Consider the following 13,046-nt stretch of genomic DNA (forward strand, 5'->3'; position numbering starts at 1 on the left):
TTCGGGAAACGATCATGCCGACCACTGCCAAGATCTGCGGATTGACGACGCCCGCCACGCTCGACGCCGCCCTGGGCGGTGGCGCGAGCCATGTCGGCTTCGTCTTCTTCCCGGCCTCGCCCCGCCACCTGACCTTCGATGTCGCGGCGGGACTGGCGGGGCGGGTACCCGATCATGTCCAGCGCGTCGGCGTGTTCGTCGACCCCGACGACCAGCTGCTGGAAGCGGCAGTCCGCGCCGGGCATCTCGACGCGATCCAGCTTCACCGCACCGCCCCCGCCCGCGTGGCGGCGATCCGCTCGAAATTCGACCGGGAGGTCTGGGCCGCGGTCGCGATCAAGCTGCGCGGCGATGTCGAGAAGGCGCGCGACTTTGCGGGCGCGGCCAGCCTGATCCTTTACGACGCCAAGACGCCGGACGACGCGTCGCTGCCCGGCGGCATGGGCCTGCGCTTCGACTGGAGCCTGCTCGACGGAGTGCGCCATCCGTTGCGCTGGGCTTTGTCCGGTGGCCTGGATGCTGGTAATGTTGCCGAGGCCATCCGCCGCACCGGCGCACCGTTGGTCGACGTGTCGTCAGGCGTCGAGAGCGCGCCGGGCGTCAAGGATATGGACAAGATCGCAGGCTTCCTTAAAGCCGTTGCGACAAATCAGTGACAGGAACGTTTGCAGGGGTCGCCCCGGCAACGCTCAAGGACAAGATTATGAACGCCCCCAATTCCTTCCGCGCCCAGCCCGACGAGCGTGGCCATTTCGGCGACTATGGCGGCCGCTATGTCGCCGAGACGCTGATGCCTTTGATCCTCGACCTGGAGCGCGAATATCGCGCGTCGCAGGTCGATCCGGCCTTCAAGGCCGAGTTCGACAATCTGATGACGCATTATGTCGGTCGTCCCAGCCCGATGTATTATGCCGAGCGCCTGACCGAGACGCTGCGCGAGAGCGCGCCCGAGGGCAAGGGGCCGAAAATCTATTTCAAGCGCGAAGAGCTGAACCACACCGGCGCGCACAAGATCAACAACTGCATCGGCCAGATCCTGCTCGCCAAGCGGATGGGCAAGACGCGGATCATCGCCGAGACGGGCGCGGGCCAGCACGGCGTGGCGACCGCGACCGTGGCGGCGCGCTTCGGCCTGCCCTGCACCATCTTCATGGGCGCGCGCGATATCGAGCGTCAGGCCCCCAACGTTTTCCGCATGAAGCTGCTCGGTGCCGAGGTTCGCGCCGTCACTTCGGGCGCGCAGACGCTGAAGGACGCGATGAACGAGGCGCTGCGCGACTGGGTCGCCAACGTTCACGACACCTTCTACATCATCGGCACGGCGGCGGGCCCGCACCCCTATCCCGAGATGGTGCGCGATTTCCAATCGGTGATCGGCACCGAGTCCAAGGCGCAGATCATGGAGGCCGAGGGTCGCCTGCCCGACCTGCTGATCGCCTCGGTCGGCGGCGGGTCGAACGCGATCGGTCTGTTTCACCCCTTCCTTGACGATGCCGATGTCGCGATGCTGGGTATCGAGGCGGCGGGTCATGGCCTGAGCACCCCGCAGCACGCAGCCAGCCTGACGGGGGGCAAGCCGGGCATCCTGCACGGCAACAAGACGTACCTGCTCCAGGACGAGGACGGCCAGATCGCCGAGGCGCATTCGATCTCGGCTGGGCTCGACTATCCGGGCATCGGGCCCGAGCATAGCTGGCTGAACGATACCGGCCGTGTCGCCTATGAAGGCATCACCGATGCCGAAGCGCTGGAGGCGTTCCAGCTGTGCTGCAAGGTCGAGGGGATCATTCCCGCGTTGGAATGCGCCCATGCGCTGGCCGGGCTGCTGAAGCGCGCGCCGACGATGGACCGTGAGCAGATCATCCTCATCAATATCTCGGGTCGCGGTGACAAGGACATCTTCACCGTCGCCGATGCGATGGGAGTGAAGATGTGAGCCGGATCGCCGACACCTTCGCCGCCTGCGCCCAGGCGGGTCGCGCCGCCCTTGTCACCTTCGTGACGGCGGGCGATCCGACCCCGGGTGACACCGGCGCGATCCTCGACGCGCTGGTCGAGGGCGGCGCGGATGTGATCGAACTGGGCATGCCCTTCACCGATCCGATGGCCGATGGCCCCGCGATCCAGAAGGCCAATATCCGCAGTCTGGAGGCAGGCACCCGAACCAAGGATGTCCTGGCGATCGCCAGTGCCTTCCGGGGGCGCCATCCGGGCGTGCCGCTGGTCCTGATGGGCTATGCCAATCCGATGACCGTGCGCGGCCCCGAATGGTTTGCCGATGCGGCGGCCGAAGCGGGCGTCGATGGCGTCATTTGCGTCGACGTGCCCGCGGAGGAAGACGATGCACTGGGCGTCGCGTTGCGGACAAAGGGCGTCGCCTCGATCCGCCTCGCCACGCCGACCAGCGATGCCGCGCGCCTGCCGACCATTTTGACGGGTGCCGACGGCTTCCTCTATTATGTCTCGGTCGCAGGCATCACCGGGCAGCAGCAGGCCGCGCAATCCTCGATCGAGGATGCGGTTGCCCGGTTGAAGGGGGCGACTCATCTGCCCGTCGCGGTGGGCTTCGGCGTCCGCACCCCCGAACAGGCGGCGGCGATCGGTCGCGTGGCGGACGGCGTCGTCGTCGGCTCGGCGATCGTCGACCTGGTGGGCGAGCACGGGGCCGCCGCTCCCGCCCCGGTTCGCGCCTATATTCAAACCCTGTCGTCGGCACTGGCCGATGCACGCAAGGAACTCGCATGAGCTGGCTCAACAGCGTCCGCAACGTCATCCCCTTCGTCGTCAAGAAGGAGACGCCCGATCATCTCTGGCACAAATGCAAGGGATGCGGGCAGATGGTCTTCACCAAGGAGCTGGAAGACAATCTGAACGTATGCCCGAAATGCGATCACCATGATCGCATCGGGCCGAAGGTACGCTTCCGACATCTGCTCGACGAGGGTAGCTGCAACGAACTGCCCGCACCCAAGGTGCCGGAAGATCCGCTCAAGTTTCGCGATTCCAAGCGCTATGCCGATCGTCTGAAGGCGGCCCGGACGAGTGCCGCCGAAAGCGACGCGCTGGTGAATGCGCGCGGCACCATCATGGGCCATAAGGTCGTGGTCGGCGTGCAGGACTTCGCCTTCATGGGCGGCTCGATGGGGCTGGCGGTCGGCGAAGCCTTCGTGCGCGGCGTCGAGGCGGCGATCGCGGACCACTGCCCCTATGTCATCTTCACCGCCTCGGGCGGCGCGCGCATGCAGGAAGGCATTCTCAGCCTGATGCAGATGCCGCGTACCACGGTGGCGATCCAGATGCTGCACGATGCTGGCCTGCCCTATATCGTCGTACTGACCGATCCCACCTCGGGCGGCGTAATGGCGGCCTATGCCATGCTGGGCGATGTGCAGATCGCCGAGCCCAAGGCGATGCTCGCCTTCACGGGTCGCCGCGTGATCGAGAGCACGATCCGTGAAAAGCTGCCCGACGATTTCCAGACCTCCGAATATTATCTGAACCATGGAATGCTCGACATGGTCGTCCATCGTCACGACCTGCGCGAACGACTGGCAACCGTGATCGGCTATCTGACCGGATCGCGCCAGGCGGCCTGAGCCGTCGCCTTTTCCGAATGATCGCATTAGAGGGGCGGGCCGAGAGGTCCGCCTCTCTTTTCATATCCGCTTGCCAAGAGACCGGCCGATGCCCGACCATGCCCGTTCCGACCATCCGGCCGTTCAGGCGCAGCTCGATCGGCTATGGAGCCTGTCGCCTGGTGCGGATGTCTTGGGTCTGGAGCGGATCACCACCCTGCTCGGACGGCTAGGCAATCCGCAGCATCACCTGCCGCCGGTGTTCCATGTCGCGGGCACGAACGGCAAGGGTTCGACCTGCGCCTTTTTGCGCGCGGCGATCGAAGCGTCGGGGCAAAGCGTCCATGTCTATTCCAGTCCTCATCTCGTCCGCTTCAACGAGCGTATTCGGCTGAACGGCCGGTTGATCGAGGATGATGCGCTGGCCGCAGTGCTGAACGAAGTGCTGGGCCATGCCGAGGGGATCGGCGCGAGCTTCTTCGAGGTCACGACAGCGGCGGCGTTTCTGTCCTTCGCGCGAAATCCGGCCTCAGCCGCGATCATCGAAGTAGGCTTGGGCGGGCGTCTCGACGCGACCAATATCCTGCCGCCACCTGCCGTCTGCGGCATAGCGGCACTTGGTATCGACCATGAAGCGTTTCTGGGCCGTAAGTTGACCGGCATCGCCCGCGAAAAGGCGGGGATCGCCAAGCGCGGAACGCCGCTGGTCACTATGGATTATGCACGCCCCTTGCGCGATGTCATTGCCGAGGTTGCGGCGGCGGCCGGAGCGCCCGTCTTGGCGCGCGGACAGGCTTGGTCCAGTGCGTCGACACGCAGCGCCATATCCTACCGGGACGAACGCGGGCAGCTCACCCTGCCCCGCCCGAACCTGCCGGGCGGGCACCAGTCGCACAATCTGGCGCTGGCGGCGGCGATGCTGCGGCATCAGCAGGCGATCGACGTGACGCAAGAGGCGCTGGAGCAAGCCGCAACCGGCGCCCGGTGGCCTGCACGCATGCAGCGCCTGGGCCGGGGGCCGCTCACGGCGATCCTGCCCGCCGCGACGCAGTGCTGGCTCGACGGTGCCCACAACCCCTCCGCCGCAACGCCCGTGGCTCGGGCCATGGCGGGGTGGCGCTCTGCAGGGGCTACCGCGCTTGTTCTGGGCATGCTGGCGAACAAGGAAGCCAAGCCGGTTTTGGAGAAGCTCGGTGCTATGGTCGACCTGATCGTGACCGTGCCTGTGCCCGACCATGCTTGCCATGCCCCGGAAGCCCTTGCCGAACAGGCCCGTATTCTGGGGATGACGGCGATATCGGCAAATGATCCAACCGAGGCGCTGAAGGTCATCGATGCCCGGCTGGATGGTCCGGCGCATGTCCTGATCGCCGGATCGCTCTATCTCGCCGGACAGGTTCTGGCTGCGAATGACGAGGCGCCGCAATGATGCGACGGGCCGATTGCACCAGTGGCTTTATTTGCGATTGACTATCAATAGCGTAGGTATAGCATGGGGACCGTAAACACGGAGTCCCCGCCGATGGCCGAAACCACGACCCTTGCCGCCGCCTTGCCTCACATGCTCCCGGCCTGCCCACATGCCCGGATCGCATTGTTTGCGATACGTCGGATGGGGGCGCACGGGTTGGCGGACGCCCGAGCATCGCATACGCTGTTCACCATGTTCGGGCAGGATTTCCGGCGACCGCTGATCCTGATGCGGACCTTCATGGCCGATCTTGCCGCCCATGCGTCGGGACAAATCGCCATCGCGCCCTGCTGCTGCGCACGGATGACGGCGGCCGAGGCCGCGCTGATGACGATATTGTCGCAGATGGAAACTGCGCCGCAAAAGGCCCATTTCCTGATGACCGATCTGCTGGGCATCCGACGGGTCGACAGCGTCCTGACGAGTGCCGCTGCCGTTGCCGCCGCCTTCGCCGATGAGGGGCGGCCGATCAGTTACTGACCGGCGCGTCGCGACGGGCGTCGCCCTCCCCCTCGACGCCCGCGCTGCCGATCGAACGGTCGACCAGGCCCGACCGCGCCATCCACCAGAACAGGACGACGCCCGGTACCGCCACGATAGTCGTCAGCAGATAGAAATCGACATAGCCGAACCGCTCGACCAGTGCGCCCGCCGTCGTGCCGCTGAGGATACGCCCGACCACGCTCGCCGCCGCCGAGATCAGCGCATATTGGGCGGCGGTGAACCGCAAATCGGTCAGCGCCGAGAAATAGGCGACCACGGTGACGCCGCCGATCCCGCTCGAGAAATTCTCGAACCCGATCGCGCCCGCCATGCCCCAATTGGAGTGGCCGAGCCCCGCCAGCCCGGCGAAGGACAGATTGGACACCGCCATCAGCACGAGACTGATGAGCACGGAACGCTTCATCCCCAACCGGGCATAGAGCACGCCGCCAACGAACACGCCGACCAGCAGCGCCCAGAAACCGACGCCCACATCATAGAGTGCAATCTCGTCCTTGCTGAACCCCAGGTCGTTGAACAGCAGCCGGAAGGTCAGGTTCGCCAACGTGTCGCCGATCTTATGGACCAGGATGAACGCAAGGATGATGAGGGCACCCTGTCGGCGGAAGAACTCGGCAAAAGGTCCCACGACCGCGCGGACGATGCCTTCGCCCGGGCGCTTGGCGGTGATCTCGTTATGGCGTGCGGGCTCGCCCATTAGGAATGCGATCAGCACGGCGGGTAAGGCGAAGGCGCAACTGACCATATAGGCGACGCTCCACCCCGCCCGCGTCGCGATGACCAGTGAGAGGGACGCGACCAGCGCCGAGCCGATGCGCCAGCCATATTGGCCCATGCCCGCGCCCACGCCGAGCTGACGCGGCTCGAGCAATTCGATGCGATAGGCGTCGATGACGATATCGAAGGTCGCCCCCGCGATGCCCAGCGCGATGGCCGCCATCGCCGTCTGCGCCAGCGAAACCTGCGGATCGGCCCGGCCGAGCCCGACCGCCGCCGCGCAGACCAGCGCCGCCACGACCAGCAGCCACGACACACGCTGTCCAAGGCGGTGCAGGACGGGGATCTTCACGCCCTCGACGATCCAGGCCCAGAGCCATTTCAGATTATAGGCCAGGATCACCAGGGCAAAGGCGGTGACGCTCTTCTTCTCGATCCCCGCCTCCGCCAATCGACTGGCCAGCGTGGCGTTAATCATGGTCAGCGGAAAGGCGGAGGATATGCCGAGTGCCAGCGAGGCCAGCGGTGCGGGTTCGACATAGGGCCGCACTCCATCCAACCAACGCGCACTCGCCATAGGAAAATCGTCCACCCTATCGGAAAGCGCGGACCCTATAAGGCTTGGCGATCAGGGGCAACGGGGCCCGGCGATCAGGCGCGGGCGAACAGACGTAGGCCCGATGGCAGGCGACTCGGCGATTTGCCTGCCCGACGTTCCTCGATCGCATCGATCGCGCCGAGCAGCTCACGCGAGCCATAAGGCTTCATCAGGATACCCTCGGCCAGTTGCTCGACACCATCGGGCGGTGTGCCGGTCAGGAAGAGGACAGGGATGTCGCGGGCATGGGCCGCACGGGCGACATCCACGCCGCTGCCGTCTGCCAACCGCACATCGGCCAGGACCAGATCGATCGCGGCACCGCCATCGATCAGGGTGACGGCCTTGCTCACGCGGTCGACGGTCGCGACCACCTCATAGTCGGCGTCGGTCAGGACGTGTTCGGTGTCGAACGCCACCAGCGGCTCGTCCTCGACGACGAGCAGCCTGACCAGCTGCCGTTTCTTTCGCCCGAAGAATTTCATCCCTCTATCGGCCTGTCCTGCTGCCCCACTCACTCGCGTAACGCTTTGTCCGAAGGAAACGACGCAATTAATTTCCTTTGGTCGACACCCTCTGTATCAGCGTCGATCATGACATCAGATCAACGTATAGCAAAGCTCCTGGCACGGGCGGGCGTCGCGTCGCGTCGCGAGGTCGAACGGATGATCGCGGAGGGGCGTATCGCGCTGAACGGCGTGACCGTCGACACGCCCGCGACGCTCCTGTCGACGCTGGACGGCGTGACCGTGGACGGTGACCCCGTCGCCCCGCCCGAGCCGACGCGCCTGTTCCTCTACCACAAGCCCACGGGCCTGCTCGTCACCGAGCATGACCCCGCCGGGCGGCCGACCATCTACGACCGCCTGCCCGATGGCTTGCCGCGCCTGGTGCCGGTGGGGCGACTCGACCTCAATACGGAGGGCCTGTTGCTCATGACCACCGATGGCGGGTTCAAGCGTCAGCTGGAACTCCCCGCCACAGGTGTAGAGCGGACCTATCGCGTCCGCGCCTATGGCGACATTACCCAGGCTCAGCTGGAGGACCTGATCCACGGTATCGAGATCGACGGTATCCGCTATGGCCAGATCGACGCCAATCTCGAGCGGAGAACCGGCGCCAATGTCTGGATCGAAATGACGCTGCGCGAGGGCAAGAACCGCGAAGTTCGCCGCGTGCTCGAACATCTAGGGCTGCAGGTCAGCCGGTTGATCCGGCTTCGCTATGGCCCGTTCGTGCTCGACGAGCTTCCGGTCGGCGAGATCGGTGAGGTGCGGGGCTCGGACATTGTCGAGTTTCGCCGCTCGCTGGAGGGGGGCATCCCCGCCGACGCGATCAAGCCCGCGAAAATCAAACCCGGCTTCCGCACTCCGCCGACGCGGCCTACCGGGGAGCGTCCGGCTCGCAGCAGTTCAGCAGTTGCGCACACCGGGACAAGTCACCGTCCCCGGCCGCAGGATCGTGCAGGGGCGGGCGAACGCACCCGCCGCGAGGAAAGTCGCCCCCCGTCGAGCTATGCCAAGGGTGACCGTCCGGTTCGCGCCGGGGCTCGTTCCGATCGTCCGCGTGATGGCGCGAAGCCTTATGACAGGTCGTCGACGAACGAACGATCCGGTTTCGGCGCGCGTCCGTCCCGCTTCGACGCTCGGGCGGAAAGGCCCCAGCGGGACGGCATTCCAACCGATCGTCCGCGTTCCGGCGCTGGCGGGCAACGGCCGTCGCGATCCGAGGACCGTGCCGAACGCCCTGTGCGTGAGGGCGGTCGTTCCGATCGGCCGCGCCGGGATGCCAAGCCTTTCGGCAATGCATCGGGCGAGCGCCATGGCTCGGGCGGGCCGCGAGCATCCCGCTTCGACGATCGCGCCGAACGGCCCGCGCGGGACGCTGTCCGCTCCGACCGTCCGCATCGGGGGGCGAAACCCTTCGGCAAACCCGGCAAAGGAGATCGCCAGCCGCGCATCGACGATCGTGGTGATCGTCCCGCCCGCCCGTCCCGCGGCCCGCAAGGTTCGCCCGGTCGTTCCGGCGGCCCGTCGCGCCCCGACAACCGTGGCGGTCGTCCCGGTGGGGGCGGTTCGCGTCCCGGTCGGCCCGGAGAAAACCGCTGATGCGTGTGATCGCTGGACAATGGCGCGGGCGGCCGCTCGTGGCGCCGAAGGGCGACGTGACCCGGCCGACCGCCGATCGCACGCGCGAGGCGCTATTCTCGATGCTGACGGCGCGGTTAGGTGACTTCGAGGGGCTTTCGGTCGGCGATTTCTTCGCCGGTTCGGGCGCGCTCGGCATCGAGGCGCTGTCGCGAGGGGCGGCATCCTGCCTGTTCGTCGAGCAGGATCGCGCTGCCCTCGACGCGCTGCGGGCGAACCTTGCCAAGCTGGAAGCCAAGGGCGATGTCCGCGCGTCATCGGTGATGGCGCTGGGGCCTGCCCGCGCGCCGCTCGACCTGATCCTGATGGACCCGCCCTATGGCACGGGGGCGGGCAGTGTCGCGCTCGACAAGCTGGCCCGGCTTGGTTGGGTTGGCGCTGGCACCTGGATCAGTATCGAGACGGCGAAGCAGGAAGAGGTCGAACTCGCGGGCTTCACCGTCGACGCCTCGCGCGTGCACGGCAAGGCGCGCCTGACCCTGCTTCGTCAGGCCTGATCGCCGCTCCTACCCCGCATCAGGGTGAGCCCGGCGAGGCTGAGCAGACCGGCGGCGACCAGATACCCGCCGACGAAGTTCAGCCCGCCGCGCTCGGCCAGCGCCTGCGCGGCGATGGGGGCGAGCGCCCCGCCGATGATCCCGCCCAGATTGAAGGTCATCGACACGCCGGTATAGCGAACGCCCGCCGGAAACAGCCCGGGCAGCCAGCCGCCCAACGGCCCATAGGCAAAACCCATCACGAACAGGGCGGCCGCCAGCCAGACGAAGACGATGGCCAGCGCTCCCGATCCGAGCATCGGCCCCATCGCGACCCCGATCAGTACGCAACCCGCAAACCCCAGCCGGAGCATGAAGGGCGCACCGTGCCGGTCGGCGGACACGCTGGAGACGACCACGCCGAGCGCCAGGAACAGGATCGCGACCAGTTGGATCCCCAGAAAGGCCTCGCGGGGATAGCCGAGAACCGTCGTTCCGTGGCCCAATGCAAAAGCGGTCGCCAGATAGAAGATCGCAAAGCATGCGACCACCCCGCCCGTCCCCGCCAGCAGTGCGCGGCCATGGCCCTGGAGCAGGGTCGCGATCGGCACGCGGGGCAGCGCCTCGGCCTTCTTCGCCTCGGCGAAGTCGGGCGTCTCGGTCAGGCGCAGCCGCACCCACAGGCCGAGGAGCACCAGTACCGCACTCGCCAGGAACGGAAGGCGCCAGCCCCAGGCGCGGAACTGTTCGTCGGTCAGGATCAGGCCGAGGATCAGAAAAAAGCCATTGGCGAGGATGAACCCGACCGGCGCACCGAGTGGCGGGAACATGCCCCAGGTGTTACGCCTGCCGGGCGGGGCATTCTCGACGGCAAGCAGCGCGGCACCGCCCCATTCTCCGCCGAGGCCCAGCCCCTGCCCCAGCCGCGCAATACACAGCAGCAGCGGCGCGATCCATCCGGCCTGCGCATAGGTCGGCAGGAATGCGATGGCGACCGTCGAACCACCCATCAGCATCAGGCTAACTACCAGGGTCGATTTCCGCCCCACCCGGTCGCCGAAATGCCCGAAGGCGATCGCACCCACCGGCCGCGCGACAAAGGCCAAGCCGAAGCTGGCATAGGACAATAGCAACTGCGCCGTCGCCGAGGAGGCCGGGAAGAACAGCGGCCCGAACACCAGGGCCGCCGCCGTCGCATAGATATAGAAATCGTAGAACTCGACCGCGGTGCCGGTCAGGCTGGCCAGCAGGATATGGCGGTGCGACGGGGGCGAGGCATGGGTCATACCTCGCTCGTGCAGAAGCGGACGCGCGTCGTAAACCCCTATCCGCTCATGCCGCCAGTATGCGGGCCACTTGCAGCAGCAACCAGTAGAGCGTGCCCGACAGCAGCATCGCGGCAGGCAGCGTCAGCACCCAGGCGAGCAGCATGTTGCGGATCGTCCGGAATTGAAGCCCCGCGCCATTGGCGACCGACGCACCCGCCACGCCGGACGTGAGGATGTGCGTGGTCGACACCGGACGGCCGATATATTCCGCGCCGAAGATCGTCGCTGCCGTCATCAACTCGGCCGCCGCGCCCATGCCGTAGGTCAGATGCGTCTTGCCGATCCGCTCGCCCACCGTCACGACGATCCGTCGCCAGCCGACCATGGTCCCAAGGCCCAAAGCCAGTGCGACCGTCACCTTTACCCATAGCGGGATGTAGCGGGTGCCGCGCTCCAACGCCCCGGCATAGCCCTTGAGCGAGTCGATTTCGGCGGCGGTGAAGCGCTGCTTGGCGGCATCGCTCTTCGTCACCATCCGCGTGGTGTCGAGGACCAGATACATGTCGTTGCGCAGATTGGGCACGATGGCGGCCGGGACCCGGCTGAACGTGCCGTAATCGGCGATCCGTGCGCCGATGTCGCGCGACAGGACAGACAGCCCCGCATAGACTTCGGGCGTATTGATCGCCTTTTTGCGAACGCCGTCGACCACCACTTCACGCGCCCGATCGACCGTGACCGAACCGGAAGCGCCATGCGCGGCATAGGCCGTCGCCGCAACCTGCGCGCTCTGTACGAAGGCGGGCATCGCACTTTCGGGCAGCGTGCGGTTCAACGCATAGGCGGTGGGCGCGCAACCGATCAGGATCAGCATGATGAGGCCCATGCCCTTTTGCCCGTCATTGCCGCCATGCGCGAAGCTCACCGCCGTGCAGGTGAAGATCAGCAGCGCCCGGATACCCCGCGGCGGCGGCGTGTCGCCTTCCGGTTCGCGATAGAGCCGCTTGTCGCGCAGAAAACGCTTCATCACGAGCATCAGCATGAGCGCGCCGACGAAACCGATCAGCGGGCTGAACAGCAGGGCCGAAAGCACCTTCTGGACCTGCGCCATATCGACGCCCGAGGTTCCGGGGATGTTCGACAGCAGCTGGTTGGCAAGCCCCACGCCCAAAATCGAACCGATCAGCGCATGGCTCGACGAGTTGGGCAGGCCGACGGCCCAGGTCGCCAGGTTCCACAGAACCGCCGCCAGCAACAGCGCGAAGATCATCGCGAACCCGCCCGCCGAGCCGACATGCAGCATCAGGTCGATCGGCAATAACGTGATGATCGAATAGGCGACGGCACCTGTCGAGGTGACGACGCCCAGGAAGTTGAAAAAGCCCGACCAGACGACCGCCAACGGCGCGGGCATGGAATGGGTGTAGATGACCGTCGCGACCGCGTTGGCCGTATCGTGAAACCCGTTCACGAACTCGAAGCCCAACGCGATCAGCAATGCCAATCCCAAAAAGGCAAAGACCCCGATCGCCATCGGCTCCCCGACACGCGCGGTATCTGTCGCGACGCTATATCCCGCATAGGCAAGCCCACCGACCAGCAGGGCGGCAAAGGCCCAACGTCCCATGGGATGCAGGCCGGCGTCGAGACGCGGTCCACGAACGCGGGATTCGGATTGGCCACCGGCGAGCGCATAGGATGTCATGACCAAATCGCGTTGCGCCTTTCCGGTGACATTTTCATGACGACAACCGAATGCCCATTCCCGCGCTGGAACGCGGCCAGACGGTGATGGAGCCGTCCGGCCGCGCAATTTTGAGATCTTCAATTCTTGCTGGCGAGCGCGACCGGGATGGTCGACAAGGCCGCGACCTTGATCGCGGCGTCCGCCATCATCTCGCGACGGCAGCGCGTGATGTCGTTGTCGCGACGAAGATCGGTCGTCACCGCGCCGCAGGCCATCATCGCAGCGCGGCGGATGCGGGCGTCGAGCTTCGCCCGGTGGTCGGCGCGAAGAAGATCCAGATCGGCATGACGAACGGTGACGGTGACCGGCTCGCGGATGTCTGCCTGGGCCGCGACGGGCGCAAAAAGAGAAGCCGCGATGGCGGCTGCCGTGAACATCTTCATCGGGTGGTGCTCCTGCATCGGGACGTGCCCGTCACGGCGGCATGGGCGGAGATGCGCCCCGCCGCTCGTCGGCACGGCTGGCCCTTTAGGAAGCCGACATGTCGCTTTTGCGTCGGGCAAAAGACGCCGGGATGACGAGTCCCGCGATGAAACGAGATCG

13 protein-coding genes are annotated in these 13,046 nt (G+C 66.3%); 8 read left to right on the forward strand and 5 right to left on the reverse strand.

Features of this window, described 5'->3' with window-relative positions; genetic code table 11:
• The first annotated feature begins 14 nt into the window (after positions 1-14).
• The 6 genes from AC1GI4_RS02040 (at position 15) to AC1GI4_RS02065 (ending at position 5,526) form a co-directional block, all read left to right on the forward strand.
• Entirely contained in the window at positions 15-656 is a 642-nt protein-coding gene (locus tag AC1GI4_RS02040; protein WP_294272503.1) for a phosphoribosylanthranilate isomerase, read from the forward strand.
• A 47-nt stretch (positions 657-703) separates the two neighbouring features.
• Complete coding sequence (gene trpB, locus AC1GI4_RS02045; protein WP_479628355.1) at positions 704-1,936, forward strand: tryptophan synthase subunit beta; 1,233 nt, start codon at positions 704-706, stop codon at positions 1,934-1,936.
• A complete protein-coding gene (trpA, locus tag AC1GI4_RS02050) occupies positions 1,933-2,745 on the forward strand; it encodes a tryptophan synthase subunit alpha (RefSeq protein WP_479628356.1) in 813 nt (270 codons plus the stop codon). Before trpB ends, trpA begins: the two co-directional genes overlap by 4 nt.
• On the forward strand, positions 2,742-3,596 hold the full coding sequence (accD, locus tag AC1GI4_RS02055; RefSeq protein WP_294273707.1) for an acetyl-CoA carboxylase, carboxyltransferase subunit beta: 855 nt from the start codon (positions 2,742-2,744) through the stop codon (positions 3,594-3,596). The genes trpA and accD overlap by 4 nt, the downstream gene beginning before the upstream one ends.
• Positions 3,597-3,684: 88 nt before the next feature.
• The gene (locus tag AC1GI4_RS02060; protein WP_294273710.1) at positions 3,685-5,004 is read left to right on the forward strand and encodes a bifunctional folylpolyglutamate synthase/dihydrofolate synthase; all 1,320 of its coding nucleotides are present in this window, start codon (positions 3,685-3,687) and stop codon (positions 5,002-5,004) included.
• Between the two features lie 93 nt (positions 5,005-5,097).
• The gene (locus AC1GI4_RS02065; RefSeq protein WP_294273713.1) at positions 5,098-5,526 is read left to right on the forward strand and encodes a DUF6628 family protein; all 429 of its coding nucleotides are present in this window, start codon (positions 5,098-5,100) and stop codon (positions 5,524-5,526) included.
• Here AC1GI4_RS02065 and AC1GI4_RS02070 read toward each other — a convergent pair.
• Positions 5,516-6,844: an AmpG family muropeptide MFS transporter gene (locus AC1GI4_RS02070; RefSeq protein ID WP_479630331.1), complete on the reverse strand. Its 1,329-nt coding sequence runs from the start codon at positions 6,842-6,844 to the stop codon at positions 5,516-5,518. The two genes, AC1GI4_RS02065 and AC1GI4_RS02070, sit on opposite strands and share 11 nt — an antisense overlap.
• 74 nt (positions 6,845-6,918) lie before the next feature.
• On the reverse strand, positions 6,919-7,350 hold the full coding sequence (locus AC1GI4_RS02075; RefSeq protein WP_294273718.1) for a response regulator: 432 nt from the start codon (positions 7,348-7,350) through the stop codon (positions 6,919-6,921).
• Positions 7,351-7,458: 108 nt separating this feature from the next.
• Here AC1GI4_RS02075 and AC1GI4_RS02080 point away from each other — a divergent pair, with 108 nt between their 5' ends.
• Together AC1GI4_RS02080 and rsmD are read left to right on the forward strand one after the other, a co-directional pair.
• Entirely contained in the window at positions 7,459-8,973 is a 1,515-nt protein-coding gene (locus tag AC1GI4_RS02080; RefSeq protein WP_479628357.1) for a pseudouridine synthase, read from the forward strand.
• Positions 8,973-9,509, forward strand: a complete 537-nt coding sequence (gene rsmD / locus AC1GI4_RS02085) for a 16S rRNA (guanine(966)-N(2))-methyltransferase RsmD (protein WP_479628358.1) — start codon at positions 8,973-8,975, stop codon at positions 9,507-9,509. The genes AC1GI4_RS02080 and rsmD overlap by 1 nt, the downstream gene beginning before the upstream one ends.
• On the opposite strand, the gene AC1GI4_RS02090 is transcribed toward rsmD, so the two are convergent.
• From AC1GI4_RS02090 to AC1GI4_RS02100, 3 genes are all read right to left on the reverse strand, one after another.
• The gene (locus AC1GI4_RS02090) at positions 9,500-10,774 is read right to left on the reverse strand and encodes an MFS transporter (protein WP_479628359.1); all 1,275 of its coding nucleotides are present in this window, start codon (positions 10,772-10,774) and stop codon (positions 9,500-9,502) included. The two genes, rsmD and AC1GI4_RS02090, sit on opposite strands and share 10 nt — an antisense overlap.
• Positions 10,775-10,820: 46 nt before the next feature.
• Positions 10,821-12,461 carry an inorganic phosphate transporter gene (locus AC1GI4_RS02095; RefSeq protein WP_479628360.1) on the reverse strand — a complete coding sequence of 547 codons (1,641 nt, stop codon included), beginning with the start codon at positions 12,459-12,461 and terminating at the stop codon, positions 10,821-10,823.
• Positions 12,462-12,580: 119 nt separating this feature from the next.
• Positions 12,581-12,886 (reverse strand): UrcA family protein, encoded by a 306-nt coding sequence (locus tag AC1GI4_RS02100; RefSeq protein ID WP_479628361.1) that lies wholly within the window; start codon positions 12,884-12,886, stop codon positions 12,581-12,583.
• Positions 12,887-13,046: the final 160 nt, after the last annotated feature.

It is taken from the genome of Sphingomonas sp. 77B, from assembly GCF_056497825.1.

Coding starts and splice junctions, on each gene's coding strand:
- AC1GI4_RS02080 (WP_479628357.1), top strand. CDS start 7,459: ATGACATCAGATCAACGTATAGCAAAGCTCCTGGCACGGGCGGGCGTC.
- AC1GI4_RS02090 (WP_479628359.1), bottom strand. CDS start 10,774: ATGACCCATGCCTCGCCCCCGTCGCACCGCCATATCCTGCTGGCCAGC.
- AC1GI4_RS02075 (WP_294273718.1), bottom strand. CDS start 7,350: ATGAAATTCTTCGGGCGAAAGAAACGGCAGCTGGTCAGGCTGCTCGTC.
- AC1GI4_RS02040 (WP_294272503.1), top strand. CDS start 15: ATGCCGACCACTGCCAAGATCTGCGGATTGACGACGCCCGCCACGCTC.
- AC1GI4_RS02060 (WP_294273710.1), top strand. CDS start 3,685: ATGCCCGACCATGCCCGTTCCGACCATCCGGCCGTTCAGGCGCAGCTC.
- AC1GI4_RS02100 (WP_479628361.1), bottom strand. CDS start 12,886: ATGAAGATGTTCACGGCAGCCGCCATCGCGGCTTCTCTTTTTGCGCCC.
- AC1GI4_RS02065 (WP_294273713.1), top strand. CDS start 5,098: ATGGCCGAAACCACGACCCTTGCCGCCGCCTTGCCTCACATGCTCCCG.
- accD (WP_294273707.1), top strand. CDS start 2,742: ATGAGCTGGCTCAACAGCGTCCGCAACGTCATCCCCTTCGTCGTCAAG.
- AC1GI4_RS02095 (WP_479628360.1), bottom strand. CDS start 12,461: ATGACATCCTATGCGCTCGCCGGTGGCCAATCCGAATCCCGCGTTCGT.
- trpB (WP_479628355.1), top strand. CDS start 704: ATGAACGCCCCCAATTCCTTCCGCGCCCAGCCCGACGAGCGTGGCCAT.
- AC1GI4_RS02070 (WP_479630331.1), bottom strand. CDS start 6,844: ATGGCGAGTGCGCGTTGGTTGGATGGAGTGCGGCCCTATGTCGAACCC.
- rsmD (WP_479628358.1), top strand. CDS start 8,973: ATGCGTGTGATCGCTGGACAATGGCGCGGGCGGCCGCTCGTGGCGCCG.